Annotated in this window: 23 protein-coding genes; 9 read left to right on the forward strand and 14 right to left on the reverse strand. The window is 64.8% G+C overall.

The genetic code is table 11. The features are described 5' to 3' along the window. Positions 1-56: 56 nt before the first annotated feature. Complete coding sequence (locus N0B71_RS06685; protein WP_259757976.1) at positions 57-1451, reverse strand: FAD-binding oxidoreductase; 1395 nt, start codon at positions 1449-1451, stop codon at positions 57-59. A 194-nt stretch (positions 1452-1645) separates the two neighbouring features. Between N0B71_RS06685 and serA the strand changes: the two genes are divergently transcribed. Beyond that, positions 1646-2875, forward strand: a complete 1230-nt coding sequence (serA, locus tag N0B71_RS06690) for a phosphoglycerate dehydrogenase (protein ID WP_259757977.1) — start codon at positions 1646-1648, stop codon at positions 2873-2875. Positions 2876-3032: 157 nt separating this feature from the next. Here serA and N0B71_RS06695 read toward each other — a convergent pair whose 3' ends face one another. Next, positions 3033-3464 carry a DUF4399 domain-containing protein gene (locus N0B71_RS06695; RefSeq protein WP_259757978.1) on the reverse strand — a complete coding sequence of 144 codons (432 nt, stop codon included), beginning with the start codon at positions 3462-3464 and terminating at the stop codon, positions 3033-3035. A gap of 143 nt (positions 3465-3607) precedes the next feature. After that, positions 3608-4102 (reverse strand): DUF523 domain-containing protein, encoded by a 495-nt coding sequence (locus N0B71_RS06700; RefSeq protein ID WP_259757980.1) that lies wholly within the window; start codon positions 4100-4102, stop codon positions 3608-3610. A gap of 266 nt (positions 4103-4368) precedes the next feature. Between N0B71_RS06700 and N0B71_RS06705 the strand changes: the two genes are divergently transcribed. Then, the gene (locus N0B71_RS06705) at positions 4369-4917 is read left to right on the forward strand and encodes a DUF6160 family protein (protein ID WP_259757981.1); all 549 of its coding nucleotides are present in this window, start codon (positions 4369-4371) and stop codon (positions 4915-4917) included. A 4-nt stretch (positions 4918-4921) separates the two neighbouring features. On the opposite strand, the gene N0B71_RS06710 is transcribed toward N0B71_RS06705, so the two are convergent. After that, positions 4922-5560: a 2OG-Fe(II) oxygenase gene (locus tag N0B71_RS06710; protein WP_259757982.1), complete on the reverse strand. Its 639-nt coding sequence runs from the start codon at positions 5558-5560 to the stop codon at positions 4922-4924. Between the two features lie 100 nt (positions 5561-5660). Here N0B71_RS06710 and N0B71_RS06715 point away from each other — a divergent pair, with 100 nt between their 5' ends. After that, entirely contained in the window at positions 5661-6401 is a 741-nt protein-coding gene (locus N0B71_RS06715; RefSeq protein WP_259757983.1) for a hypothetical protein, read from the forward strand. A 150-nt stretch (positions 6402-6551) separates the two neighbouring features. On the opposite strand, the gene N0B71_RS06720 is transcribed toward N0B71_RS06715, so the two are convergent. Further along, positions 6552-7490 carry an alpha/beta hydrolase gene (locus tag N0B71_RS06720; RefSeq protein ID WP_259757985.1) on the reverse strand — a complete coding sequence of 313 codons (939 nt, stop codon included), beginning with the start codon at positions 7488-7490 and terminating at the stop codon, positions 6552-6554. A 123-nt stretch (positions 7491-7613) separates the two neighbouring features. On the opposite strand from N0B71_RS06720, the gene N0B71_RS06725 reads away from it, so the two are divergent. Together N0B71_RS06725 and N0B71_RS06730 are read left to right on the forward strand one after the other, a co-directional pair. Further along, a complete protein-coding gene (locus N0B71_RS06725; RefSeq protein WP_259757986.1) occupies positions 7614-8189 on the forward strand; it encodes a DUF6436 domain-containing protein in 576 nt (191 codons plus the stop codon). An 89-nt stretch (positions 8190-8278) separates the two neighbouring features. Beyond that, positions 8279-8791: a transcriptional regulator gene (locus N0B71_RS06730; protein WP_259757987.1), complete on the forward strand. Its 513-nt coding sequence runs from the start codon at positions 8279-8281 to the stop codon at positions 8789-8791. A gap of 3 nt (positions 8792-8794) precedes the next feature. Here N0B71_RS06730 and N0B71_RS06735 read toward each other — a convergent pair whose 3' ends face one another. After that, positions 8795-9844 carry an AraC family transcriptional regulator gene (locus tag N0B71_RS06735; RefSeq protein ID WP_259757988.1) on the reverse strand — a complete coding sequence of 350 codons (1050 nt, stop codon included), beginning with the start codon at positions 9842-9844 and terminating at the stop codon, positions 8795-8797. A 107-nt stretch (positions 9845-9951) separates the two neighbouring features. Between N0B71_RS06735 and N0B71_RS06740 the strand changes: the two genes are divergently transcribed. Next, positions 9952-12339 (forward strand): penicillin acylase family protein, encoded by a 2388-nt coding sequence (locus tag N0B71_RS06740; RefSeq protein WP_259757989.1) that lies wholly within the window; start codon positions 9952-9954, stop codon positions 12337-12339. 398 nt (positions 12340-12737) lie between these two features. Here N0B71_RS06740 and N0B71_RS06745 read toward each other — a convergent pair whose 3' ends face one another. From N0B71_RS06745 to N0B71_RS06780, 8 genes are all read right to left on the reverse strand, one after another. Next, the gene (locus N0B71_RS06745; RefSeq protein ID WP_259757991.1) at positions 12738-13613 is read right to left on the reverse strand and encodes an ABC transporter permease subunit; all 876 of its coding nucleotides are present in this window, start codon (positions 13611-13613) and stop codon (positions 12738-12740) included. Beyond that, positions 13610-14491 (reverse strand): ABC transporter permease subunit, encoded by an 882-nt coding sequence (locus tag N0B71_RS06750; protein ID WP_259759495.1) that lies wholly within the window; start codon positions 14489-14491, stop codon positions 13610-13612. The genes N0B71_RS06745 and N0B71_RS06750 overlap by 4 nt, the downstream gene beginning before the upstream one ends. Positions 14492-14517: 26 nt before the next feature. Further along, positions 14518-15672 carry an ABC transporter ATP-binding protein gene (locus tag N0B71_RS06755; RefSeq protein WP_259757992.1) on the reverse strand — a complete coding sequence of 385 codons (1155 nt, stop codon included), beginning with the start codon at positions 15670-15672 and terminating at the stop codon, positions 14518-14520. A 150-nt stretch (positions 15673-15822) separates the two neighbouring features. Further along, the gene (locus N0B71_RS06760; RefSeq protein WP_311197246.1) at positions 15823-16890 is read right to left on the reverse strand and encodes a polyamine ABC transporter substrate-binding protein; all 1068 of its coding nucleotides are present in this window, start codon (positions 16888-16890) and stop codon (positions 15823-15825) included. Between the two features lie 256 nt (positions 16891-17146). Then, positions 17147-18247, reverse strand: coding sequence for a polyamine ABC transporter substrate-binding protein (locus tag N0B71_RS06765; protein ID WP_259757993.1), 1101 nt, complete (start codon positions 18245-18247; stop codon positions 17147-17149). A gap of 117 nt (positions 18248-18364) precedes the next feature. After that, positions 18365-19732 carry an aspartate aminotransferase family protein gene (locus N0B71_RS06770; RefSeq protein WP_017520806.1) on the reverse strand — a complete coding sequence of 456 codons (1368 nt, stop codon included), beginning with the start codon at positions 19730-19732 and terminating at the stop codon, positions 18365-18367. 61 nt (positions 19733-19793) lie between these two features. Continuing rightward, positions 19794-21152, reverse strand: coding sequence for a glutamine synthetase family protein (locus tag N0B71_RS06775; RefSeq protein WP_259757994.1), 1359 nt, complete (start codon positions 21150-21152; stop codon positions 19794-19796). Positions 21153-21192: 40 nt separating this feature from the next. Then, a complete protein-coding gene (locus tag N0B71_RS06780) occupies positions 21193-21942 on the reverse strand; it encodes a gamma-glutamyl-gamma-aminobutyrate hydrolase family protein (protein ID WP_259757995.1) in 750 nt (249 codons plus the stop codon). A gap of 278 nt (positions 21943-22220) precedes the next feature. Between N0B71_RS06780 and N0B71_RS06785 the strand changes: the two genes are divergently transcribed. From N0B71_RS06785 to N0B71_RS06795, 3 genes are all read left to right on the forward strand, one after another. Further along, positions 22221-23597, forward strand: a complete 1377-nt coding sequence (locus N0B71_RS06785) for a glutamine synthetase family protein (RefSeq protein WP_259757996.1) — start codon at positions 22221-22223, stop codon at positions 23595-23597. A 246-nt stretch (positions 23598-23843) separates the two neighbouring features. After that, the gene (locus tag N0B71_RS06790; RefSeq protein ID WP_259757997.1) at positions 23844-24905 is read left to right on the forward strand and encodes a polyamine ABC transporter substrate-binding protein; all 1062 of its coding nucleotides are present in this window, start codon (positions 23844-23846) and stop codon (positions 24903-24905) included. Between the two features lie 55 nt (positions 24906-24960). Next, on the forward strand, positions 24961-25602 hold the full coding sequence (locus N0B71_RS06795; protein ID WP_259757998.1) for a TetR/AcrR family transcriptional regulator: 642 nt from the start codon (positions 24961-24963) through the stop codon (positions 25600-25602). The last annotated feature ends 79 nt before the right edge of the window (positions 25603-25681 follow it).

The raw sequence follows: 25681 nt of genomic DNA on the forward strand, positions 1-25681 counted from the left end.
CGTGCGAAGGGCCGGCCCCTCTATCCAAAGAGCCGGCCCTCCTCTGATGCAGCGACTTATTCGGCGAAGATCTTGCCGGGGTTCATGATCCCGTTCGGGTCGAACACCGCCTTGACTGCCTTCATGTAGCCGATTTCAGCCTCGGAGCGAGAGTAACCCAGGTAATCGCGCTTGGTCATGCCCACGCCGTGCTCGGCCGAGATGGAGCCGTTGTACTTCTGCACGGTCTCGAACACCCACTTGTTGACGGTCGCGCACTTGGCGAAGAACTCGTCCTTGGTCAGGTTCTCGGGCTTCAAGATATTCAGGTGCAGGTTGCCGTCGCCGATGTGGCCGAACCAGACCACTTCGAAGTCGGGGTAGTTGGCCGCGACGATGTCGTCGATGTCCTTGAGGAAGGCCGGGACCTTGCCGACAGTGACGGAGATGTCGTTCTTGTACGGTGTCCAGTGGGAGATGGTCTCGGAGATGTACTCGCGCAGCTTCCACAGGTTCTGCAGCTGCTGTTCGCTCTGGCTCATCACGCCATCGAGCACCCAGCCCTGCTCTACACAATGTTCGAACGTCGCCAGCGCCTCGTTGGCCACTTCCTCGGTGCTCGCCTCGAATTCCAGCAGCGCATAGAACGGGCAGTCGGTCTCGAAAGCCGGCGGCACGTCGCCACGGGCCATGATCTTGGCCAGGGCTTTGTCGGAGAAGAACTCGAAGGCAGTCAGGTCCAGCTTGTTCTGGAAGGCGTGCAGCACCGGCATGATCGAGTCGAAGTCCGGGGTGCCCAGGACCATCGCGGTGAGGTTCTTCGGCGTGCGCTCCAGGCGCATGGTGGCCTCGACCACGAAGCCCAGGGTGCCTTCGGCGCCGATGAACAGCTGGCGCAGGTCGTAGCCGGTGGCGTTCTTGATCAGGTCCTTGTTCAGCTCCAGCAGGTCGCCCTTGCCGGTGACGACCTTCAGGCCGGCCACCCAGTTGCGGGTCATGCCGTAGCGAATGACCTTGATCCCGCCGGCATTGGTGCCGATGTTGCCGCCAATCTGGCTGGAACCCGACGAGGCGAAGTCCACCGGATAGTACAGCCCGTGCTCTTCGGCGAAGGTCTGCAGCTGCTTGGTGATCACGCCCGGCTGGCAGACCACGGTGCGGTCGAATTCGTTGAAGGCCAGCACCTTGTTCATGTAGTCGAAGGCCACGACCACCTCGCCATTGGCGGCGACGGCGGCGGCGGAAAGACCGGTACGACCACCGGAGGGCACCAGCGCGACCTTGTGCTCATTGGCCCAGCGGACGATGGCCTGGACCTGCTCGGTGCTCTTGGGGAAGGCGATCGCCAGCGGCGCCGGAGCGAAATGCTTGGTCCAATCCTTGCCATAGGTGTCGAGGGAATCGGCGTCTGTCAGCAGCTTCCCGGCATCCAGCAGGGGCTTGAGCGATTCGATCAGGGCGTCGCGGGTCATTGGAGGAACTCTCAAATGGTTCATGGTCGTCCTGAGAACAGCTCAGGTCGCAACCGGGCAAGGAAAAGGGAGAACATGCTAGCATACGCACCCCACGCAGATCGCCACCTGGCGCCGAGCTGCCTGGCACCGGCCGGTTCGGCCAGAGCTATTGGTTTTCTAGCCACTCTCCCGGGACTACAGGTTCAAAGCAGATGAGCAAGACTTCTCTCGACAAGAGCAAGATCAAATTCCTTCTCCTTGAAGGCGTCCACCAGAACGCCGTCGACACCCTCAAGGCGGCCGGCTACTCCAACATCGAGTACCTCAAGACCGCACTGTCCGGTGACGAGCTGAAGGAAAAGATTGCCGATGCCCACTTCATCGGTATCCGCTCCCGCACCCAGCTGACCGAAGAAGTCTTCGACGCTGCCAAGAAGCTGATCGCGGTGGGCTGCTTCTGCATCGGCACCAACCAGGTCGACCTGAACGCAGCCCGCGAGCGCGGCATCGCCGTGTTCAACGCGCCCTACTCCAACACCCGCTCGGTGGCCGAGCTGGTGCTGGCCGAAGCCATCCTGCTGCTGCGCGGCATCCCGGAGAAGAACGCCTCCTGCCATCGCGGCGGCTGGATCAAGTCCGCGGCCAACTCCTTCGAGATCCGCGGCAAGAAGCTGGGCATCGTCGGCTACGGCTCCATCGGCACCCAGCTCTCGGTCCTGGCCGAAGCACTGGGCATGCAGGTGTTCTTCTACGACGTCGTGACCAAGCTGCCGCTGGGTAACGCGCAGCAGGTCGGCAACCTCCACGAGCTGCTGGGCATGTCCGACATCGTCTCGCTGCACGTGCCGGAACTGCCGTCCACCCAGTGGATGATCGGCGAGAAGGAAATTCGCGCCATCAAGAAAGGCGGCATCCTGATCAACGCCGCCCGCGGCACCGTGGTCGAGCTGGACCACCTGGCCGCCGCGATCAAGGACGAGCACCTGATCGGTGCCGCCATCGACGTTTTCCCGGTCGAGCCCAAGTCCAACGACGACGAATTCGAAAGCCCGCTGCGCGGCCTGGATCGCGTGATCCTGACTCCGCACATCGGCGGCTCCACCGCCGAAGCCCAGGCCAACATCGGCCTGGAAGTGGCCGAGAAGCTGGTCAAGTACAGCGACAACGGTACCTCGGTATCCTCGGTCAACTTCCCCGAAGTGGCCCTGCCGTCGCACCCGGGCAAGCACCGCCTGCTGCACATCCACGCCAACATCCCGGGCGTGATGAGCGAGATCAACAAGGTGTTCGCCGACAACGGCATCAACATCTCCGGCCAGTACCTGCAGACCAACGACAAGGTCGGCTACGTGGTGATCGACGTCGACGCCGAGTACTCGGACCTGGCGCTGGAGAAGCTGCAACACGTGAACGGCACCATCCGCAGCCGCGTGCTGTTCTAAGCGCTGCTGGGTGGCAAGAAAAAAGGAGGCTTCGGCCTCCTTTTTTCGTGTCTGCTTCCTGAAAGCTCCAGTGCTGGGCGGAGCGCCCTCTCCCTAACCCTCTCCCTTCAGGGAGAGGGCGGGGGAGAGGGTAAAGCCCCGCTCCGCAGCCTGACCATTACTTCACATTGACAGTAATCTGCTGCGACTCCACCGGCGGGTCGAACGGCACGTGGTTCTTGTCGCCCACCAGCAGTTGCAGGGTGTGCTTGCCCGGCGGCAGGGTCACCTGGGTCTCGGTCTGGCCCTTGCCGAAGTGTTTGATCTGATCGGTCATCGGCAACGGCAGGTTCATCGCCGGCTGCTCCTTGAGGTCGATCAGCAGGTGGTGATGGCCGGTGGCCGGCGAGTCCACGCCGGCCGGCGCGACGCCCATGCCCTTGAGGCCGAATTTGACGGTGAAGGTCTTGTCCACCGTGGCGCCATCGGCCGGCTCGATGAAGTACACCTTGGCGCCTTCCGGGGCCGGGGTGCGCGGGATGTCCGCGGCAATGGCGGAGGTACCGGCGAGCAGCGCGGCGAGGCCGAGGCAAGGCAGCATGGTTCTCATGTTCTTCTCCTTTCTACATGACGATCGAAAAGGCGAAGAACCCGCTCAGGCCGGCCTCGCCTCCTCGCATGGAAGGAACAAGCATAGGCGCCAGGACGCGAGGCTCAAGGAAAATAGTGCGTCTTCGAATGTCGGCGGCCGCTCTAGCCTCCGGCTTCCAGCCCGGCCAGACAGACGGCGGCGGCGTCCAGCTCTTCCTCGCTGAACACCAGCACACCCATGCGCTTGAGCGCGGCAGCGGTGACACCTTCGCCGGCAACCTTCCGCCCGCTGAAGCTGCCGTCATAGTTCTCGCGGTTGCCGCAGGAGGGGCTGCGCGCCTTCAGCACGGCCAGGCGGATGTCGTGGCGGCGCACCAGGGCCATGGCTTGCTCGGCGCCGAGCAGGAAGGCGTCGCTGACGTCCTCGCCCTCCACCGTCATCACCGGGCGCGCCCGCTCGAGCACGGCCATGCCCTGGCCGCCGGGGATTTCCGCCGGGGCGCGGGGCGTCGGCAAGCCGCCGGCGACCTCCGGGCAGAGGGCAACCACCCGGCCCTGGTCGAGCCAGCGCGAGAGCAGGTCGAACGGCCCGTGCGCGCCGCCGTCGTAGCGGACGCGATGGCCAAGCAGGCAGCGGCTGACGAGAACCTTCTGCATAGGCGAATCACTCCCTTTTGGAAGGGGACAGACTAGCCGCTCGCCGTTTGCCGGTCACGCCGGGTAACGCAACTTTCATCGGCGCGTCTGTCGCAACAGGTTTCCGACCCGCAGAAAGTCGGGTCCTTGAGCGGCGCGCCGGTCGTCGGCGTGCACCTGGACACCGCCCGAGCACAACCTTCGACGGGATCAGCCGTCCGGCACTGGCTGCGCCGCAGGGCGCCGCCCAGACTCGCGCATCGGCCAATCGCCATGGAGCCTCTGTCATGCCTCGCCTCTTGCTCTGCACCGCCACCCTCGCCGCGCTGTCCTACCTGCCCTTGGCCTTCGCCGAACTGCAGGCGCTGGACAACGAGCACCTGGGCGCCGTCACCGGCCAGGACGGCATCAGCATCCGCGCCGACGTGCTGGCGCACATGGACAGCGTGGGCTGGAACGACGACGGCGGCAGTGTTTCCCTGCGCAACGTGTTCATCGACAACGGCTGCGTGAATGCCGGCGACTGCCCCGACGGCCGTGGCGGCAGCCTGCCCTACGGCGCGGCGCAACTGGGCCTGAGCCTGCCGATCTTCGGCGTCGAGCAGCCGACCCTGCAGGTGGACGTGGTGCAAGGCGCCGGCGGCCAGCAGCAACTGGCGCTGACCCTGCCCGACCTGACCACCATCAACCAGCAGCTCAACGCCAGCGGGCTGCCCTCACAGACCATCCGCCTGCGGGTGGCCGGCGATCTCTACGTGGGTGGCGGGAAGCTGGGGAGCATCGAGGTGCGCGACATCCAGGACATCAGCGGCACCCTGAAGATCTGGGGGCACTGACCGCTCAGAGCGGCGCGTCGCCCCGACGGCGGAACCAGCCGGTGAGCGACAGGCGCTCGTGGCTGGCCGGCAGCACTTCGTGGGGGAATTCGCCGGAGAGGAACACCACCAGCCGGCCGGCCAGCGGCGGCAGGTCGAGAGTCCGTTCGTCGGGCAGATACAGGCGCAGTTCGCCGCCCTGGGCGGCCGGCCAGTCGCGGTTGAGGTAGAACACCGCGGAGACGGTGCGGCGGTCATCGTCGCGGAAGCGGTCCAGGTGCTTCTGGTAGAAGGCCCCCGGCGGATAGAGCGCGAAGTGCCCCTCGAAATCCTCCAGCCCCAGGTACAGCGAGCGGTTGATCAGCCGGCGCAACGTGTCCAGCGCCGCCAGGTACTGGTCGCACGCCTCGCACTGGCCAGGCTCGATCCACTGGATGCGGTCGCCGCGAATGCCTTCGCGCACGGCCTGGCCGTCTCCCCGGCCGATGGCGGCGGCGGCCAGTTTGCCGGCGGCATCGCGGGCACGACACTCCGTCGCCAGTTGGGCGATCAGGGCATCGGGAAGGAAGGCGTCCTGCTGCGACCAGCCCTGGTCGGCGAGGTCGTCGACGATGCGTTGCAGAAGGGGGCCTTGCAGGAATGGAGAATCGGCGTCGAAATGCATGGCGCATTGTAACGTCTGGCGCCAGTGTCTCGACAAGCGGGGCAAGCCTTGCCGACAATAGCCCCCGGCGAGCGAACCCTGCCGCCCAAAAGGAGTTGCAATGCGCGTACTGCTGGCCCTCACCCTTCTTGTACTGGGCATGCCTGCCCTGGCCGACAACTACCAGCGCCTGTACCAGGCCGCGGGCTGGCCGGAACAGCGAGCGCACTTCAATGACGCCCTGCACGCCGCACAGAAGCGCTACCAGGGCAACCTGCCGCCGGCGCTGTACCAGACGCTGGTGGACAACAGCAACCAGCGCTTCGCCCCCGCCGACATCGACCAGCGCGCCCTCAACGGCCTGCGCCAGAACCTGCCGGACAGCGCGGCGGCGCTGAACTTCTTCGAATCCCCCCTGGGCCGCAAGGTCGCCGGCGCCGAGACCCTGGCCACCCGCAGCGACCAGTTGCAGAAATACGCCAATGGCCTGCCGCGCCAGCAGGCCAGCGAGGCACGCAAGCAGATCGTCCATCGCCTGAGCCAGGTGCTGCCGGCCCGCGAAGCCGGTGCCGAGGTCAGCCTGGCGCTGGCCAGCGTGGCCGCCGACAGCCTCAGCCAGATGCTCCCCGGCCTGCTCGGCGGCGGCACCACCCAGGGCATGCTCGAAGGCCAGCGGCAGAAGCTGATGAGCCAGATCGGCGCCGATCTCGACAACACCCTGCTCTACGTCTATCGCGGCCTGAGCGATGCCGAGCTGGGCCAGTTCGCCGACTTCAGCGAGTCGCCCGCCGGCCGCAGCTATTACCGCGCGGCGCTGGCCGCCCTTAAGGCTGGCTTAGCGGTGTCGTCCGACGGCCAGTGATCGGAAACCGCCTACCGGGTATGTGGACCATTCCGAGGGGGGCTCCTCCTAGAATGGCGCCGCTGTACAGAGGGTGGCGCCTGAGGATGATGGCGCAAGGAGTGAAGGACACACCCTCATACCGACAGCCCCGCCCTGCCCTGCCTCGCCTTACCCCATCCGCTCACTGAGAAAATCGAAGTATCGCCGGCGCAACGTCTCGCTTTCGTTCGCCAGGTGGTGCCGCGCGCCCGTCAGCAGCAGGCATTCGATCTTCTCGAACTTCTCCTCCAGCACCTTCAGGTTGTAGCGCCAGTCCACCGTCTCGTCGGCGTCGCCCTGCACCACCAGCAGGCTTTGCGCGCCATGGCCGGCGGCCTCGATGCGCGGAATCCAGCGCGCCAGCGCACCGACCCAGGCAGTGGGCAGGATCTTCGGCTGCAACGGGTCGCGGTCCCGCAGGAAGGCGAGGAATTCGGCGTCGTTGGAGTTCTCGCTGAAACGCCGCGGGATCGAATCCACGAAGGGCCGCAGCATCTGGTAGCTGAACTTCGACCAGCCCCAGGCTCGCGGCCGCACCAGCGGCGCCAGCAGGATGGTACGGCCCAGCTCCGGGCGCGGCGCGCCGGTCAGCAGGTAGTCCAGCAGGATCGCCCCGCCGGTGCTCTGCCCGCACAGGTGCCAGGGTTGCGGCAGCTCCAGCGCCTGGGCCTGGTCCAGCAAGGCACCCAGCACAAGCTGATACTCGGCGAAATCGCCGATGCTGGCGGCAGCGCCACCGGACAGCCCGTGGCCGGGCAGGTCGCAGGCCAGCACTGCGAAGCCCATGCCCAGGGCCCAGTCGATGACGTGGCGGTACAGCCCCATGTGGTCGTAGTAGCCATGCAGCAGCACCAGGGTGCCGCGCGCCAGCACCGGCCGCCAGTATTGCGCGGCAATCTGGTAGCCGCCGGCCTCGAAGGTACCCAGGCGGCTCTGCAGGCCAGGGTGCCGGGCGTGCAGGTCCAGGCCGTAGAAATGCTGGTACAGCGCGATGCCGACCTCGTTCGCCTCTGCGGTCAGAGGTCGCAGCAGGGTGCGCAGCAGATCGGGCTGGAAGGCTTCAGGCATGGGCGTTTCGCTTCTGGCAGGCGGGTGACGATGGGAGCGCGGGCAGCAGCGGGATATTCTGCCGCGCCCGCCCCCGTGGCAAGCTTGTCGGCTATCTTACCGACTCTGTCACTGGTCGCTGCCATGTCCTCACGTCGAAAACCGCTGCTCACCTGGCTGATCGCCGCGCTCTGCCTGGGCGCGCTGCTCGCCACCTACCAGTGGTACGAGAACCGCTTCATCCGCCCGTTCAGCCATCAGCCGCAGCTGTTTTCCGGCGACCACCTGATGCTGCCGGCGCAATTGGCCGGCCCCGGCAAGATCCGCCTGGTGCACTTCTGGGACCCGGCCTGCCCGTGCAACGTCGGCAACCAGCAGCACCTCGCCGAGCTGATCCAGCGCTTCGGCCCGCAGGGCGTGGAGTTCTTCGCCGTGCAGAAGCCGGGCACCCGCGGGCATCTGCCGGATACGTTGAAGGCGATGCGCGCGCTGGAGGCCCTGCCCGGCGCCGAGCAGTTGCCGGCCAGCCCCGCCGTGGCGATCTGGGATGCCCAGGGCAAGCTGGCCTACTTCGGGCCCTACAGCGAAGGCGCGGTGTGCACCTCGGGCAACAGCTTCATCGAGCCGATCCTCGATGCCCTGGTGCAGGGGCGCCAGGTCAACGCCACCCACACCCTGGCGGTGGGCTGCTATTGCCCCTGGGATGACACCCGGCACTGAGCCGCATCAACAAAGCCAAGCGCCAATCCGTGACTACACTTGGAACGCCGGCCCAAGAAGGGCCGTTCGCTCACCAAGGAGTTTTTCGTATGCGTCTTCCTTCCGCCCTCGCCTTCTGCGCCGTTCTCTCCACCGGGCTCGCCCTGCCGCTGGCCGCCCACGCCGAGGATGCCCCCAGCAGCAGCCAGGTCATGGAGCAGCACAAACAGGCCATCAACAACCGCATCGCCGACATCGACTACAAGCGCAAGCGCATCGTCGAAGCGAACATGAAGCTCACCCCGCAGGAAACCGAGAAGTTCTGGCCGATCTACAACAGCTACCGCACCGAGGCGGACAAGCTGAGCAAGCAGACCCTGGCCATCATCATCGACTACGCCAACAGCTATAACAGCGGCTCGGTGAGCAACGACGAGGCCGCCAAGCTGCAGAAACAGGTGCTGGAGCTGCAGGACGACCGCCAGGACCTCAAGGAGAAGTACCTCAAGCGCATCGCCAAGGAAGTTTCGCCGCAGCGCGCCCTGCGCTTCCTGCAGATCGAAGACCAGCTCGACGCCATGGCGCTGCTGGAAGTGAGCCGCGAGATCCCGCTGGCCGAGTGACCCTCAGCCCTCGGTGCCGCCCTGCAGGCGCTGGCGATAGCGCTCGGGCGGCACCGAATACCAGCGCTTGAACGCCCGGTAGAACGGCGACAGCTCGGCAAAGCCGCAGCTGCGCGCCACCTCGCGGATCGCCACGCCCTGCTCCAGCATCTGCGCCGCCCGCTGCCGGCGCACCTCCTCCCGCACCTCCCTGAACGTCTGCGCCCGGCTCGCCAGGTTGCGCTGCAGCAGCCCGGCGCGCACGCCCAGTTCGCGGGCGCAGCTTTGCAGGGTGCACGCCTGCTCCCCCAGGCGGATGCCGATCAGATAGCGCAGGCGGTTGAGCAGGTCGTTCTCGTCCAGGGTGCCCAGCTGTTCCCGCGCGTGCTCGGTGAGCAGACGGTGCAGCACCGGGTTGCCGGTGCGCGACGGTCGCGCCAGCAGGGCGCGGTCGAACAGCAGCGCGTCATGGGGCTTGCCGAAGCTCGGCGTGAGGCCGAACAGACGCCGGTGCTCGCTCAGCCGGCGCGGCTGGGGATGGCGGAACTCGATGGCCTGGACGCGGAATTCATCGTCGGTGATCAGCGCCAGCAGCTTGAGAAACAGCAGCATCAGGCACTCCATCTGCTGGCGCAGGTTGCTGGCGCCCAGGTAGTTGAGGTCGAGGATCAGCCGCACCTGCTCGCCCTCCTCGCGCATCTGCGCGGCGAAGCCGCCGGAGAGGATGTGCTGGAAGCGCAGGAAGCTGTGCAGCGCCTCGCGCAGGTCGCCACTGGCCATCAGCAGGTAGCCGACGACGTCCAGCAACCGCGGCTTCATCGCTTCGCCCAGGTGCAGGCCGATATCGGCGTCGCCGGTGATCTCGTCGAGGCTGTTCCAGAACAGAGGCGCATCGTCGTGCACCAGGCGGCCGCTCTGCGCCGGAGGCGGCAGTCGCACCTTCTGCAAGGCCTGGCGGTAGATGTCGGTGGGGTCGAAGCCCAGCACCGAGAGCGCCTCGTACAGCTGGCGACGCAAGGTGGCGGACTGGGTCAGCGCCGGGGTGGCGGGAAAGTTCAGGTCGGCGGCGGACATGTTCACTCCTTGGATTGACCAGAGAATTCCAGCCGCGAGACATTGGGTCAATGAGCGACGGGCAACATCCACTGCAAAATCGCCGCATAACAACAAGGAGTTGCCCCATGAAACGCACTTTGACCGTCCTCGCTGTCGTCATCGCCGCTGCAACGGCCGGTGGCGCCTGGTACCTGCACGGCAAGCAGCCGGTACGCGACGGACAACTGCCCCTGGCCGGGCTCGCCAGCGAAGTCACGGTCCGCTACGACGAGCGCGGCGTGCCGCACATCAAGGCCGGCAGCGAGGAAGACATGTACCGGGCGATCGGCTATGTCCACGCCCAGGACCGCCTGTTCCAGATGGAAATCCTCAGACGCCTGTCCCGCGGCGAGCTGGCCGAGGTGCTCGGGCCCAAGCTGGTGGACACCGACCGCATGTTCCGCAGCCTGCGCATCCGCGACCACGCCGCCGAGTACGTCGCCCGGCAGGACAAGAACTCCCCGGCCTGGAAGGCGCTGGTGGCCTATCTGGACGGCGTCAACCAGTTCCAGGACAGCCATCCGCGCCCGGTGGAATTCGACATCCTCGGCATTGCCAAGCGCCCCTTCACGCCGGAGGACACCGTCAGTGTCGCCGGCTACATGGCCTACAGCTTCGCCGCCGCCTTCCGCACCGAGCCGGTGCTGACCTACGTGCGCGACGAACTGGGCGCGGACTACCTGAAGGTCTTCGACCTCGACTGGCACCCTGACGGCGTGCTCACCCCCTCGCCGCTGGCCGCCGCCGACTGGCAGGACCTGGGCGCCATCGCGCGTCTGAGCCACGCCGCGCTGGAGAAGGCCGGCCTGCCGCAGTTCGAGGGCAGCAATGCCTGGGCCGTCTCCGGCAGCCGCACCAAAAGCGGCAAACCGCTGCTGGCGGGCGACCCGCACATTCGCTTCGCGGTGCCGGCGGTCTGGTACGAAATGCAGGCCAGCGCGCCGGGCTTCGAGCTGTACGGCCATTACCAGGCACTCAACCCCTTCGCGTCGCTGGGCCACAACCTGCAGTTCGGCTGGAGCCTGACCATGTTCCAGAACGACGACGTCGACCTGGTCGCGGAGAAGATCAACCCGGACAACCCCAACCAGGTCTGGTACCACGGCCAGTGGGTCGACCTGAAGAGCGAGGAGCAGAGCATCGCGGTGAAGGGCGAGGCGCCGGTGAAGATCACCCTGCGCAGCTCGCCCCACGGCCCGCTGGTCAACGATGCCCTGGGCACCGCCGCCGGCAAGACGCCGGTGGCCATGTGGTGGGCCTTCCTGGAAACCCAGAACCCGATCCTCGACGCCTTCTACGAGCTGAACCGCGCGGATACCCTGGCCAAGGCACGCACCGCGGCCTCGAAGATCCAGTCGCCGGGCCTCAACGTGGTCTGGGCCAACGCCCGCGGCGACATCGGCTGGTGGGCCGCAGCGCAGCTGCCGGTGCGCCCGGACGGGGTGAACCCGGCCTTCCTGCTCGGCGGCGCCAGCGGGCAGGCCGACAAGAGCGGCTTCTACCCCTTCAGCGAGAACCCGCAGGAAGAGAACCCGGCGCGCGGCTACATCGTCTCCGCCAACTTCCAGCCGGTGCCGGCCAACGGCCGCCCGATCCCCGGTTACTACAACCTGCCCGACCGCGGCCAGCGCCTGAACCAGCGCCTGGCCGACCCGTCGGTGAAATGGGACCTGCAGAACAGCCAGGCGTTGCAGCTCGACACCTCCACCGGCTACGGCCCGCGCTTCCTCAAGCCGCTGCTGCCCATCCTGCGTGAAGCCGCCGCCACCGACGAGGAGAAGGCGCTGGTGGACAACCTGGCCCACTGGCAGGGCGACCATCCGCTGGATTCGGTGACCGCCACGCTGTTCAACCAGTTCCTCTACCAGGTGGCCGATGGCGCCATGCGCGACGAGATGGGCGACGCCTTCTTCGACAACCTGCTGTCCACCCGCGTGCTCGACGTGGCCTTGCCGCGCCTGGCCGCCGATGAGCATTCGCCCTGGTGGGACAACCGCAAGACCCCGCAGAAGGAGACCCGCGCCGATATCGTCAAGGCTGCCTGGAAGGACAGCCTGGCGCACCTGCGGGCCAAGCTGGGCCAGGACTCGAAGCAGTGGCAATGGGGCACGGCGCACACGCTCACCCACGTCCATGCGCTGGGCCAGCAGAAGCCGCTGGACCGTATCTTCAACGTCGGCCCGTTCGCCGCGCCCGGGGGTCACGAGGTGCCGAACAACCTCTCGCACCGCGTCGGCCCGGCGCCGTGGCAAGTGGTGTACGGCCCGTCCACCCGGCGCCTGATCGACTTCGCCGATCCGGCCCACAGCCTGGGCATCAACCCGGTGGGCCAGAGCGGCGTGCCGTTCGACAAGCACTACGGTGACCAGGCCGAGGCTTACATCGAGGGCCAGTACCTGCCGCAGCACTACGACGACAACGAGGTGAAGGCCAACACCCAGGGCGTCCTGCGCTTGATCCCCGTCCGCCGCTGACGCCCCTCGACAGGGCTGCCGAAAATGAAAAACCCCGCTCCTGCGGGGTTTTTCATTACTGCGTTGTAGAGAGTGTTGCGGGAGATGCCGAAGCTCCCTGGCGCGTTATTTCCCCAAGGGATAACGATCGGGGTGTTGTATTGGGCGCCGTCTCCCGCACGGAGTGCCATAAGGCTTCACTGGAAGTTTGCCGGCGGCGCGGCCCGATCCTGGTTCGGGGGGTGACCGGGCAGCGCATCCGAACACTTCAAGCGTAGTTGGCAATCGGCTGGGAGTGAGGCTTTGCGACCCACGGTTTTTTCCGATAACTCCCGAATTTCCAAGCACTTCGGAATAAGCTGGGGCAAAAAAACGGGCCACCCGAAGGTGGCCCGTGTTTCGACAAGCGCCGGAGGGCGTCAGGCGGTGGCAGTCGCCGCCTTCTGCTGCCAGTCGGTCGCGTTGGACTCCATGGCTTCCTGGATCGCCCGCTTGCGACGTTCCTCGGCCTGGCGGGTGAAGTACCAGGCGAAGAAGGTGAACAGCGAAACGGTCAGCAGGATCAGGCTGGCGACCGCGTTGATCTCCGGCTTCACGCCCAGGCGCACGGCGGAGAACACTTCCATCGGCAGGGTGGTGGAGCCAGGGCCGGACACGAAGCTGGCCAGCACCAGGTCATCCAGCGACAGGGCGAAGGACATCATGCCGCCCGCCGCCAGCGACGGCGCGATCATCGGGATGGTGATCAGCAGGAACACCTTCCAGGGCTTGGCGCCCAGGTCCATGGCTGCTTCCTCGATGGACAGGTCCAGCTCACGCAGGCGCGCCGACACCACCACCGCCACGTAGGACGAGCAGAAGCTGGTGTGGGCGATCCAGATGGTGACGATGCCGCGCTCCTGCGGCCAGCCGATCAGCTGGGCCATGGCGACGAACAGCAGCAGCAGCGACAGACCGGTGATCACCTCGGGCATCACCAGCGGCGCGGTCACCATGCCGCCGAACAGCGTACGGCCACGGAAGCGCGGGATGCGGGTCAGCACGAAGGCGGCCAGGGTACCCAGGGCCACCGAGGAGATCGCGGTGTAGCAGGCGATCTCCAGGGAGCGGAACACCGAGCCGATCAGTTGCTGGTTGTCCAGCAGGCCGACGTACCACTTCACCGACCAGCCGCCCCATACGGTCACCAGCTTGGAACCGTTGAAGGAGAAGATGACCAGGATGACCATCGGCACGTAGATGAAGAGCAGGCCCAACACCAGCATGATGTTGGAGAACGACCAACGCTTGTTCATACCTTGCCCTCCAGCTCTTTCGCCTGGTTCTTGTTGAACAGGATGATCGGTACGATCAGGATCGCCAGCATCACCACGGCAAGGGCGGACGCCACCGGCCAGTCACGGTTGTTGAAGAACTCCTGCCACAGCACCTTGCCGATCATCAGCGTCTCGGGGCCCCCGAGCAGTTCCGGGATGACGAACTCGCCCACCGCCGGGATGAACACCAGCATGCAGCCGGCGATGATGCCGTTCTTGGACAGCGGCACGGTGATCTTCCAGAAGCTGGTGAAATTGCGCGCGCCGAGGTCGGACGCGGCTTCCAGCAGGCTCATGTCGTGCTTCACCAGGTTGGCGTAGAGCGGCATGACCATGAACGGCAGGTACGAGTAGACGATGCCGATGTACACCGCGAAGTTGGTGTTGAGGATCGTCAGCGGTTCGTTGATCACCCCCAGCCACATCAGGAAGCCATTGAGCAGGCCGTTGTTGGACAGGATGCCCATCCAGGCGTACACGCGGATCAGGATCGCCGTCCAGGTCGGCATCATGATCAGCAGCAGCAGCACGGTCTGCATTTCCTTGCTGGCGCGGGCGATGGCGTAGGCCATCGGGTAACCGATGAGCAGGCACAGGAAGGTGCTGATCGCCGCCATCTTCAGCGAGCCCAGGTAGGCGTCGATGTAGAGCGGGTCGTCCGTCAGCATCAGGTAGTTGCCCAGGTTCATCACCACCTGGAGCGTCTGGTCGGCGTACTGGAACACCTCGGTGTACGGCGGAATGGCCACGTCCGCTGCTGCCAGGCTGATCTTCAGCACGATGGCGAAGGGCAGCAGGAAGAACAGGAACAGCCAGAAGAACGGCACACCGATCACGGCATGCCGGCCGTTGGGCAGGCGTTTCATGAGCGATTTGCTGATGTTCATGATTGCAGTACCACACCGCTGTCGTCGTACCAACTGATGTACACCGGCTGGTCCCAGGTCGGGCGCGCCACGTGGCGCTCGGCGTTGGCCATGAAGGCCTGGACGATGAAGCCCGACGCCAGCTTGATGTAGTACACCGAGTGACCGCCCAGGTAGGCGATGTCATGCACGATGCCCTGGGCGACGTTGAAGCCTTCGTGCTCCAGGTCGGCCGGCTTCTGCGCGCTGACCATGACCTTTTCCGGACGCAGCGCGTAGGTGATGCGCTTGTTCTCGGCACGGGTGCTGATGCCGTGGCCGATGTAGATCGGGTTCTCCAGCTGCGGGCAGGCGATGACCGCGTGGTCCTGCAGGTCTTCGACGATCTCGCCGTCGAACAGGTTGACGTTGCCGATGAACTCGCAGATCAGGCGGCTGGCCGGCGTCTCGTAGATGTCCATCGGGCTGCCGATCTGCTCGATGCAGCCCAGGTGCATGATGGCGATGCGCTGGGCCATGGTCATGGCCTCTTCCTGGTCGTGGGTCACCATCACGCAGGTCACGCCCACGCGCTCGATGATTTCCACCAGTTCCAGCTGCATCTGCGAACGCAGTTTCTTGTCCAGCGCGCCCATGGGCTCGTCGAGCAGCAGCAGTTTCGGGCGCTTGGCCAGGGAGCGGGCCAGGGCCACGCGCTGGCGCTGGCCACCGGAGAGCTGGTGCGGCTTGCGCTTGGCGTACTGGGTCATCTGCACGAGCTTGAGCATCTCGTCGACGATCTTGTCGATCTCGGCCTTGGGCAGGCCGTCCTGCTTCAGGCCGAAGGCGATGTTCTGCGCCACGCTCATGTGGGGGAACAGGGCGTAGGACTGGAACATCATGTTGATCGGCCGCTCATAGGGCGGCAGGTCGGTAATGTCCTGGCCATCGAGGAAGATACGACCTTCAGTAGGACGCTCGAAACCAGCCAGCATGCGAAGCAGGGTCGACTTGCCCGAACCCGAACCACCCAGCAGGGCGAAGATCTCGCCCTTCTTGATGTCCAGCGTCACGCTGTCCACAGCCAGCGTTTCGTCGAACTGCTTGCTGACCCGGTCGATTTTTACCAGAACCTCTTTCGGTTTCTGGTCGCCACTCAAGGCTTTCTTGTAGGCACCGGAGGCTATTGCCATTACCACAACTCCCAAATCATAGAGGCCCGGCCCCCGCGGCCGGGCATGCTTGGTATTACTCAGGGCTGGCGCAGTGTACGTGCGCCGCAACGCCTTACGAGAGGCCCTGCGACGCTCCGTGCCCGCGCGGACGGATTGGGGGAAACCGCCTTACTTGCCCGACTTGATCTTGGTCCAGGAACGGGTCATGAGGCGCAGGGTCTTCGGCGGCAGCTCATGCTGCACGAAGAGTTTGTCGAGAACCTCCTGGGAGGGGTACACCTCAGGATTGTTGCGCACGGACTCATCCATGAATTCGCCAGCCTTGGGGTTCGGGTTGGCGTAACCGACGTAATCGCTGACCTTGGCGATCACCTCGGGTTTGAGCAGGTAGTTGATGAACGCGTGGGCCGCCTTCGGGTTGGAGGCATCCTTGGGAATGGCGAGGATGTCGAACCAGAGGTTGGCGCCTTCCTTGGGAATGGCGTAGGCGATGTTCACGCCCTTGCCGGCTTCCTTGGCGCGGTTGGCGGCCTGGAATACGTCACCGGAGAAACCGGCCGCCACGCAGATGTTGCCGTTGGCCAGGTCGGAAATGTACTTGGAGGAGTGGAAGTAGGTGACGTACGGACGCACCGCCATCAGCTTTTCTTCCACTTTCTTGTAGTCGTCCGGGTTGGTGCTGTTGGGGTCCAGCCCCAGGTACTTGAGCACAGCCGGCATCATCTCGTCGCCCGAATCGAGGAAGGCGACGCCGCACTGGCTGAGCTTTTTCATGTTCTCGGGCTCGAAGAGCACAGCCCACGAATCGATCTTCTCGACACCCAGCACGGCCTTGACCTTCTCGACGTTGTAGCCGATGCCGTTGGTGCCCCACAGGTACGGCACGCCGTACAGGTTGCCCGGGTCGTTCGCCTCGAGCTGCTTCATCAGGTGCGGGTCGAGGTTCGACCAGTTCGGCAGCTGGCTCTTGTCCAGCTTCTGGAATGCGCCGGCCTTGATCTGGCGGCCGAGGAAGTGGTTGGACGGCACGACCACGTCATAGCCGGTGCGGCCGGCCAGCAGCTTGCCTTCCAGGGTTTCGTTGGAGTCGAAGACGTCGTACACCGGTTTGATACCGGTTTCCTTCTCGAAATCGGCGAGAGTGGTTTCACCGATGTAGTCCGACCAGTTGTAGATGTGGACGGTCTGCTGCGCCTGCGCCAGCGAAGTCAGGCCGAAGACGGAGACTGCTGCGATCAGGGTTCTGCGGAAGGGAATACGCACACGTGAGTCCTCTCGTTGTTTATTGCTACTTCAGTCGGTTGCTGCCGGGGTTTCGACGACCGGTCCGTGGATAGCGCCGAAACCTCCATCAGCACGAGAGCGCCGGGGCTTGCGCAGCCATTCCACCGATGGAAGCTGTGTGTTGCTGCCGGTGGCGGGCGGAGGAGCGCACTCCCCCGCCGCTTGCCCGGACCATCCACTGCCGCGCCAGGCGGCAGCGACTACCCGATTACTTGCCGGACTTGATGGTGGTCCAGCTGCGGGTCATCAGACGCTGGGTCTTCGCCGGCAGGTCCGGGAAGGCGTACAGCTTCTTCATCACCTCGTCGGTCGGGTAGATGCCCGGATCCTTGCGAATGGCCTCGCTCACCAGCGGCGTGGCGGCGGCGTTGCCGTTCGGGTAGGAAACGGTATCGCTGATCTCGGCGATGACCTTCGGCTCGAGCAGGAAGTTGATCCACTTCAGCGCGGCTTCGGAGTTCTCCGCATCCTTCGGAATGGCGACGGTGTCGAAGAACGCGCCAGCACCTTCCTTGGGAATGTTGTACTTCACGGTGACCTTGTTCTTGGCTTCTTCAGCGCGGGACTTGGCCTGGTAGACGTCACCCGAGTAACCGATGGCCACGCAGATGTTGCCGTTGGCGATGTCGGAGATGTACTTGGAGGAGTGGAAGTAGGAGATGTACGGACGAATCTTCAGGAACAGCGCTTCGGCTTCCTTCAGCTCTTTCGGGTCCTGGCTATCGGGCTTGTAGCCCAGGTAGTGCAGGGCGGCCGGGAGCATCTCGGTCGGCGAGTCGAGGAAGCTCACGCCGCAGGCCTTCAGCTTCTGGATGTTTTCCGGCTTGAACACCAGGTCCCAGGAGTCCACCGGAGCATTGTCGCCCAGCGCGGCCTTGACCTTGTCCGGGTTGTAGCCAATGCCGATGGTGCCCCACAGGTACGGGATCGCGTACTGGTTGCCCGGGTCGCTGATCTCCAGGGTCTTCATCAGGTCGGGGTTGAGGTTCTTCCAGTTCGGCAGCTTGGACTTGTCCAGCGGCTGGTAGACGCCAGCCTTGATCTGCTTGGCCAGGAAGGAGTTGGACGGCACCACGATGTCGTAGCCCGACTTGCCGGCCAGCAGCTTGGCCTCCAGCACTTCGTTGCTGTCGTAGACGTCGTAGACGACCTTGATTCCGGTTTCCTTGGTGAACTGATCGACCGTGCCCGGCGCGATGTAGTCCGACCAGTTGTAGACGTGCAGTACTTTGTCGTCAGCCTGCGCCATACCAGCCACAGCACCTGCCAGCGTCACGGCGAGCAGGGATTTGCCGAAGGTCTTGAACATGCGGGTAGCTCCGTTTGTTTTTTTGATGTTCCGGGTGGCGTGGACATCTCCTTCCGTCACCACCCGGTGAGCCTGGCCAACGCACAGGCGCAGTCTGTCAAAGGTCTGGTGAAAGACTCAAGACAGAACGGCTGCGGCGGTTTGATCGAGGCACTTTCGCGCCAGGGTGATCAGATCATCGATCTGCGATTTTTCGATCACCAGCGGCGGCGAGATAATCATAGTGTCTCCCACCGCGCGCATGATCAGACCATTACGGAAGCAGTGCTCGCGGCACAGCATCCCGACGCCCTTGCCGTCGAAGCGCTCGCGGGTCTTCTTGTTCTTCACCAGCTCCAGTGCTGCCACCAGGCCTACCCCGCGGGCTTCGCCCACCAGGGGATGGTCGGCCAGCTCTTGCCAGCGCTGCTGCAAATACGGTGCCGTTTCGGCCTTCACCTTCTCGACGATCTTCTCTTCCCGCAGGATACGGATGTTCTCCAGCGCCACCGCGGCGGCGACCGGGTGACCAGAGTAAGTGAAGCCGTGGTAGAACTCCCCACCCTCATTCAGGGTATGGACGATCTCGTCGCGAACGATCACGCCGCCCATGGGGATGTAGCCGCTGGTGAGGCCCTTGGCGATCGGCATCAGGTCCGGGGCGTTGCCGAAGTACTGGCTGCCGAACCACTCGCCGGTGCGGCCGAAGCCGCAGATGACTTCGTCGGCGATGAACAGGATGTCGTACTTGGCGAGGATCTCGCGGATCTTCGGCCAGTAGGATTTCGGCGGAACGATCACGCCGCCCGCGCCCTGCAGGGGCTCGGCGATGAAGGCGGCGACCTTGTCTTCGCCGACTTCGAGAATCTTCTTCTCCAGCTGCTCGGCCGCCCAGACGCCGAACTCTTCCGGGTCCATGTCGCCGCCTTCGCCGAACCAGTAGGGCTGGGCGATGTGCTCGATACCCGGGATCGGCAGGTCGCCCTGCTCGTGCAGCGCCTTCATGCCGCCCAGGCTGACGCCGGCGACGGTGGAGCCGTGGTAGCCGTTCCAGCGGCCGATGACCACTTTCTTCTGCGGCTGGCCCTTGATGCTCCAGTAGTGACGGACCATGCGCAGCACGGTGTCGTTGGATTCGGAGCCCGAGCCGGTGAAGAACACGTGGTTCATGCCTTCGGGGGCGATGTCGGCGATGGCCTTGGCCAGCTCCAGCGCCGGCGGGTGGGCGGTCTGGAAGAACAGGTTGTAGTAGGGCAGTTCCTGCATCTGCTTGTAGGCGGCTTCAGCAAGTTCCTTGCGACCGTAGCCGACGTTCACGCACCACAGGCCAGCCATGCCGTCGAGGATCTTGTTGCCCTCGCTGTCCCACAGGTACACGCCTTCGGCCTTGGTGATGATGCGCGCACCCTTCTCGTTCAGCTGCTTGTAGTCGGTGAACGGAGCCAGGTGGTGATCGCGGCTGAGCGCCTGCCAGTGTTGGGTGTTGGCGCTGGTCTGGTTAGTCATCTTGATAAAACCTCTTCTCTAAGAAACACGGGGCCCGGCCACGCGCCGGACCCCACGCCGATCAGACAGAAAGCAGGAGGAACTCACGCTCCCAGGAACTGATTACTCGCTTGAAGTTCTCGTGCTCGGCGCGTTTCACCGCGACGTAGCCTCGAATGAACTTGTCACCCAGGTATTTCTCCAGGGTCTTGCTGCCTTCCATGCACTCCAGGGCGGCCTCGATGGTCAGCGGCAGGCGCAGGTTACGCCGTTCGTAGCCACGGCCCTTGACCTGGGCACTGGGTTTGAGCCCTTCGACCATGCCGATGTAGCCGCACAGCAGGCTGGCCGCCAGGGCCAGGTAAGGGTTGGCGTCGGCGCCGGCCAGGCGGTTCTCCACGCGGCGGTTGTCCGGGGTGGAGTCCGGCACGCGCAGGCCCACGGTGCGGTTCTCCTCGCCCCACTCCACGTTCACCGGCGCCGAGGTATCGGGCAGGAAGCGGCGGAACGAGTTGACGTTCGGAGCGAACAGCGGCAGCGCCTCGGGGATCAGCTTCTGCAGGCCGCCGATGTGGTGCAGGAACAGCTCGCTCATGCTGCCGTCGGCGTTGGAGAAGATGTTCTTGCCGGTCTGGATGTCGACGATGCTCTGGTGCAGGTGCATGGCGCTGCCCGGCTCACCGGTCATCGGCTTGGCCATGAAGGTGGCGGCGACGTTGTGCTTGAGCGCGGCCTCGCGCATGGTGCGCTTGAACACCACGATCTGGTCGGCCAGGTCCAGGGCATCGCCGTGACGGAAGTTGATCTCCATCTGCGCGGTGCCTTCTTCATGGATCAGGGTGTCCAGATCCAGGCCCTGCAGTTCGCACCAGTCGTACATGTCCTCGAACAGCGGGTCGAATTCGTTCGCCGCGTCGATGGAGAAGGACTGGCGGCCGGTCTCCTGGCGACCGGAGCGGCCGATCGGCGCCTGCAGCGGGTAGTCGGGGTCGTCGCTGCGCTTGGTCAGGTAGAACTCCATCTCCGGCGCGACGATGGGCCGCCAGCCCTTGTCGGCGTAGAGCTTGAGCACGCGCTTGAGCACGTTGCGCGGCGACAGCTCGATGGGGTTGCCCAGCTTGTCGTAGGTATCGTGGATGACCATCGCGGTCGGCTCGATGGCCCAGGGGACGAGGAACACGGCATTCTCGTCCGGGCGGCAGACCATATCGATGTCGGCCGGGTCCAGCAGGTCGTAATAGATGTCGTCCTCGACGTAATCACCGGTCACCGTCTGCAGGAGAACGCTCTCCGGCAGGCGCATGCCCTTCTCGTTGAGGAATTTCGCGGTCGGCGCGATCTTGCCCCGGGCAATCCCGGTCAGGTCGGCGATCATGCATTCCACTTCGGTGATCTTGCGTTCCTTCAACCAGCCGCTCAGCTGGTCTAACGTGCTAGTCATAAAGACCTCAGGGTATGAGAGCCCGGCCCCAACGCCAGGCTCAGCGGTTCCCCGCCCTCTTGCCGCAGGCTTTGCCGAAAGCCTGGAAGATGGCGAGATAGTTGGGGTTCGTTTCGACCTGCCATTCCGGGTGCCACTGCACCCCGACGGCGAAGGCCGCACCTTCGACGGAGAAGGCTTCAACCAACCCGTCAGGCGCCAGAGCTTCTACACGAAGGCCGGGCGCCAGACGATCAACGCCCTGGCCGTGAATGGAGTTGACCTGGAACTGCGAGGGTAGCCCGATACCGGCGAAAACGCCGCCCGGCTGCACGTCGACGACGTGCCGCAGCCCGTACTGGATTTCGATCGGCTCACCGGCGGGTTCGCGGTGGTCCATGAAGCCCGGGGTTTCGTGCACTTTCTGGTGCAGCGAACCGCCGAAGGCGACGTTCATTTCCTGGAATCCGCGGCAGATGCCCAGCACCGGAATCCCGGCCGCGACGGCGCGGCGGATCAGCGGCAGCGTCGTGCTGTCGCGCTCGGGATCGTGAGGGGTGCCTGCTACGCTTGCGGAGCCACTATAATGATGGGGTTCGACGTTCGACGCCGAGCCCGTGAAGAGCAGGCCGTCGAACGCGGCCAACATGGCTTCCTGGTCGATGGCATCGCCCAGGGAGGGAATGATCAAAGGAATGCCCGAGGCCCCGGAGATCAGCGCTCTGAGGTATTTGTCGCCAGCAACATGGTAGGGTTTGGAACCGATCTGCTTGAGGCAGGCGGACACGCCGATTAACGGCAGGCGAGACATGGGACACCCGTGTTTGTAAGTGTTATGGGCTTGAGGCCGAGCTTAGCCTTGTTCATTTTTTTACACAATAGTCATGTAAAAAATCAAACACGCCCCACTGAACAGCCCGCCAGCCAAGGCTCTCCGCGAATCAAAAGCGGCTCGAAACGCCCCAAAAACGGCCCATCAGGAGTGGTGCGCCCCACTTTGGTGCGACATTGACAACCCTTGCCAATTCGGATTGACTCACACCTCAGCTTTCGAATGATTGAAATTTTTAACAATAAAGGTGTTACATCATGTCGGTACCCCAGAGTGCCGTGTCGCTCGAAGAAGCGAGTGAGTTCCTGAAGGAACACCCCGAGGTCCAATTCGTCGACCTCCTTATTGCAGACATGAACGGTGTGGTGCGCGGCAAGCGCATCGAACGCACCAACCTGCCCAAAGTCTATGAGAAAGGCATCAACCTCCCCGCCTCTCTCTTCGCTCTCGACATCACCGGCTCCACCGTAGAAAGCACCGGCCTCGGCCTGGACATTGGCGACGCGGATCGCGTCTGCTACCCCATCCCCAACACCCTCTCCATGGAACCCTGGCAGAAGCGCCCCACCGCGCAGCTGCTGATGACCATGCACGAGATGGAAGGGCAACCCTTCTTCGCCGATCCCCGTGAAGTGCTGCGTCAAGTGGTGCAGAAGTTCACCGACATCGGCCTGACCATCGTCGCGGCCTTCGAGCTGGAGTTCTACCTGATCGACCAGGAGAACGTGAACGGCCGTCCGCAGCCGCCGCGCTCGCCGATCTCCGGCAAGCGTCCGCAATCGGTGCAGGTCTACTCCATCGACGACCTCGACGAGTACGCCGACTGCCTGCAGGACATCATCGACGGCGCCCGCGCCCAGGGCATCCCGGCCGACGCGATCGTCAAGGAAAGCGCCCCGGCCCAGTTCGAAGTCAACATGCACCACGTTGACGACGCCCTGAAGGCCTGCGACTACGCAGTCCTGCTCAAGCGCCTGATCAAGAACGTCGCCTACGACCACGAGATGGATTCGACCTTCATGGCCAAGCCCTACCCGGGCCAGGCTGGCAACGGTCTACACGTCCACGTCTCGCTGCTCGACAAGGACGGCAAGAATATCTTCACCAGCGAGGATCCCGAGCAGAACGCCGCGTTGCGCCACGCGATCGGCGGTGTGCTCGAGACCCTGCCGGCGTCGATGGCGTTCCTCTGCCCGAACGTCAACTCGTACCGCCGTTTCGGTTCGGCCTTCTTCGTGCCGAACGCACCGAGCTGGGGCCTGGACAACCGTACCGTCGCCCTGCGCGTGCCCACCGGCACGCCGGAAGCGGTGCGCCTGGAGCACCGCGTCGCCGGTGCCGATGCCAACCCGTACCTGCTGCTCTCGGCGGTACTGGCCGGCATCCACCACGGCCTGACCAACCAGGTCGAGCCGGGCGCGCCGATCGAAGGCAACGCCTACGAGCAGCTGGAACAGAGCCTGCCGAACAACCTGCGCGATGCCCTGCGCGAGCTGGACGACAGCGACGTGATGAACAAGTACATCAGCCCCGAGTACATCGACATCTTCGTCGCGTGCAAGGAGCATGAGATGCAGGAGTTCGAGTATTCGATCTCCGACCTCGAGTACAACTGGTACTTGCACACCGTATAAGTGGTAAACGAAACGCCGGCCCTTGTGCCGGCGTTTCCTTGTGCCGCTGGCACACCCAGGGGAACTGCGACATCGCAACGGCGAGGAGGGGCGCCTGGGCGAGTCACCTCCGTCGTTCCTTCCTGCCCGCGATGCTCCATCCGCCCGACCGGGCGCATCGTGTCTGTCGTGACTTTGCTGACTGCTGTCGCGCGGCGACTGACTGCCGCATCCGCTGATTTCGTGGTTCATTCAGGGAGATCGCCAATGCCACGCCTGTACGCCTTGATGCTGATGTTGTTGTGCCCGCTGTCCGCCTGGGCCGACCCGGTCATCCGCGTCTACAACTGGAACGACTACATTGCCCCGCAAGTCCTCAAGGACTTCGAGAAAGACACCGGCATCCGCGTCGAATACACCACCTACAGCACCGCCGAAGAGGTCAAGAAGGCCCTGGACAGCGGTGAGAAATTCGACGTCGCCGTGCCCTCGCACAACGACCTGCCAGCCCTGATCCGCGACAAGCGCATCCAGGCCCTGGACCTTGCCAAGCTGCCCAACCGCAGCCACCTCGACACCCAGTTGCTGAGCAAGCTGGCCGCGGTCGATCCGAACAACCAGCACGCCGTGCCGTACCTGTGGGGCGCCGTGGGCCTGGCGATCAACGAACCCGAAGCGGAGAAGGCCTACGGCGGCAAGCTGCCCGACAGCTGGAGCATCCTGTTCGACCCGCAGCAGAGCCAGCGCCTGAAAGCCTGCGGCATGAGCCTGCTGGACGCGCCGGACGAAGCCTTCTCGGTGCTGATGAACTACCAGGGCCGCAACTTCGCCCGCAGCGCCCCGTCGCAGATTCGCCGCGCCGGCGAGGTGCTCGCGCAGCTGCGCCCGAACCTGCGCTACATCGACAGCGAGCGCTACATCCAGGACCTCAACGCCGGCAAGCTGTGCGTCGCCATGGCCTGGGTCGGCGACGCCCTGGGCGCGGCCAACGCCGGCCAGCCGGTGCGCTTCGTGGTACCGCAGGAAGGCTCGGTGCTGTTCATCGACAACCTGGTCATCCCCGCTGCCGCCGAACACCCGGACCTGGCGCTGAAGTTCATCGACTACCTGATGCAGCCCAAGGTCGCCGCGCAGATCACCGCCGCCACCCTTTACCCCAACGGCAACAAGGACTCCGCGCAGTTCCTCGATGCCGCCCTGCGCGACCAGCCGGGCCTCTACCCGGACCAGGAGACCAAGCGCCGACTCTTCGCCCTGGAAACCGCGCCGGAGAAGACCGCCCCGGTGATTACCGAGGTCTGGGGCAAGCTGCGCGCCGGCGGCAGCTGACTTGCCGAGCACCCCGGAGCTGGCGTCCAATAGCCGCCCAGCTCCGGAGATCGTCATGCCCGCACCCTCTGCCACCCGCAAGCCCCGCGCCAGCAGCCAGGCACGCATCGCCGTGATCCTCGCGGCGGCCCGCGCCCTGCTCGCCGAGAGCGGCGCAGCGGGCCTGTCGATCTACGCGGTGGCCGAGCGCGCGGGCATCCCGCCCTCCTCCGTCTACCACTTCTTCCCCAGCGTGCCGGCGCTGCTCCAGGGGCTCACCAGCGACGTCCATGCGGCCTTCCGTGCCTGCCTGGAACAACCCGTCGACCATGCCGCCCTGCGCGACTGGCGCGACCTCGCGCGGCTGGTCGAGCAGCGCACGCTCGCGGTTTACGCAGATGATGCCGCCGCGCGCCAGCTGATCCTCGCCAGCCACGGTCTCGCCGAGGTGACCCAGGCCGACAGCCAGCACGACGTGCAGCTTGGCCAGGCCATGCGCGCGCTGTTCGAGCGCCACTTCGAACTGCCGCCGCTGCCCCGGGATATCGAGGTCTTCAGCCTCGCCATCGAACTGGGCGACCGCGTCTATGCCCTCTCCGTCCAGCGCCACGGGCTGATCACCGAGCGCCTGGCCGAGGAAGGCATGCGGGTGATCGACGCCTACCTGTCGCTGTACCTCCCGCCCTGCCTGCCGAAGCGCTCAGCGCCCCTGCAATAACCGATTTTTATCCGATAAATATCCGGATGAATGGCCTAAATATTTTCAATTAGCCCTTCTTTAACCGATTTTTATCGGA

It is taken from the genome of Pseudomonas sp. GCEP-101 (assembly GCF_025133575.1).
Lineage (GTDB): Bacteria > Pseudomonadota > Gammaproteobacteria > Pseudomonadales > Pseudomonadaceae > Pseudomonas > Pseudomonas nitroreducens_B.

Coding starts and splice junctions, on each gene's coding strand:
- N0B71_RS06705 (WP_259757981.1), top strand. CDS start 4,369: ATGCCTCGCCTCTTGCTCTGCACCGCCACCCTCGCCGCGCTGTCCTAC.
- N0B71_RS06780 (WP_259757995.1), bottom strand. CDS start 21,942: ATGTCTCGCCTGCCGTTAATCGGCGTGTCCGCCTGCCTCAAGCAGATC.
- N0B71_RS06700 (WP_259757980.1), bottom strand. CDS start 4,102: ATGCAGAAGGTTCTCGTCAGCCGCTGCCTGCTTGGCCATCGCGTCCGC.
- N0B71_RS06790 (WP_259757997.1), top strand. CDS start 23,844: ATGCCACGCCTGTACGCCTTGATGCTGATGTTGTTGTGCCCGCTGTCC.
- N0B71_RS06785 (WP_259757996.1), top strand. CDS start 22,221: ATGTCGGTACCCCAGAGTGCCGTGTCGCTCGAAGAAGCGAGTGAGTTC.
- N0B71_RS06745 (WP_259757991.1), bottom strand. CDS start 13,613: ATGAACAAGCGTTGGTCGTTCTCCAACATCATGCTGGTGTTGGGCCTG.
- N0B71_RS06725 (WP_259757986.1), top strand. CDS start 7,614: ATGTCCTCACGTCGAAAACCGCTGCTCACCTGGCTGATCGCCGCGCTC.
- N0B71_RS06715 (WP_259757983.1), top strand. CDS start 5,661: ATGCGCGTACTGCTGGCCCTCACCCTTCTTGTACTGGGCATGCCTGCC.
- N0B71_RS06795 (WP_259757998.1), top strand. CDS start 24,961: ATGCCCGCACCCTCTGCCACCCGCAAGCCCCGCGCCAGCAGCCAGGCA.
- N0B71_RS06755 (WP_259757992.1), bottom strand. CDS start 15,672: ATGGCAATAGCCTCCGGTGCCTACAAGAAAGCCTTGAGTGGCGACCAG.
- N0B71_RS06710 (WP_259757982.1), bottom strand. CDS start 5,560: ATGCATTTCGACGCCGATTCTCCATTCCTGCAAGGCCCCCTTCTGCAA.
- N0B71_RS06770 (WP_017520806.1), bottom strand. CDS start 19,732: ATGACTAACCAGACCAGCGCCAACACCCAACACTGGCAGGCGCTCAGC.
- N0B71_RS06765 (WP_259757993.1), bottom strand. CDS start 18,247: ATGTTCAAGACCTTCGGCAAATCCCTGCTCGCCGTGACGCTGGCAGGT.
- N0B71_RS06775 (WP_259757994.1), bottom strand. CDS start 21,152: ATGACTAGCACGTTAGACCAGCTGAGCGGCTGGTTGAAGGAACGCAAG.
- serA (WP_259757977.1), top strand. CDS start 1,646: ATGAGCAAGACTTCTCTCGACAAGAGCAAGATCAAATTCCTTCTCCTT.
- N0B71_RS06720 (WP_259757985.1), bottom strand. CDS start 7,490: ATGCCTGAAGCCTTCCAGCCCGATCTGCTGCGCACCCTGCTGCGACCT.
- N0B71_RS06695 (WP_259757978.1), bottom strand. CDS start 3,464: ATGAGAACCATGCTGCCTTGCCTCGGCCTCGCCGCGCTGCTCGCCGGT.
- N0B71_RS06685 (WP_259757976.1), bottom strand. CDS start 1,451: ATGACCCGCGACGCCCTGATCGAATCGCTCAAGCCCCTGCTGGATGCC.
- N0B71_RS06735 (WP_259757988.1), bottom strand. CDS start 9,844: ATGTCCGCCGCCGACCTGAACTTTCCCGCCACCCCGGCGCTGACCCAG.
- N0B71_RS06730 (WP_259757987.1), top strand. CDS start 8,279: ATGCGTCTTCCTTCCGCCCTCGCCTTCTGCGCCGTTCTCTCCACCGGG.
- N0B71_RS06740 (WP_259757989.1), top strand. CDS start 9,952: ATGAAACGCACTTTGACCGTCCTCGCTGTCGTCATCGCCGCTGCAACG.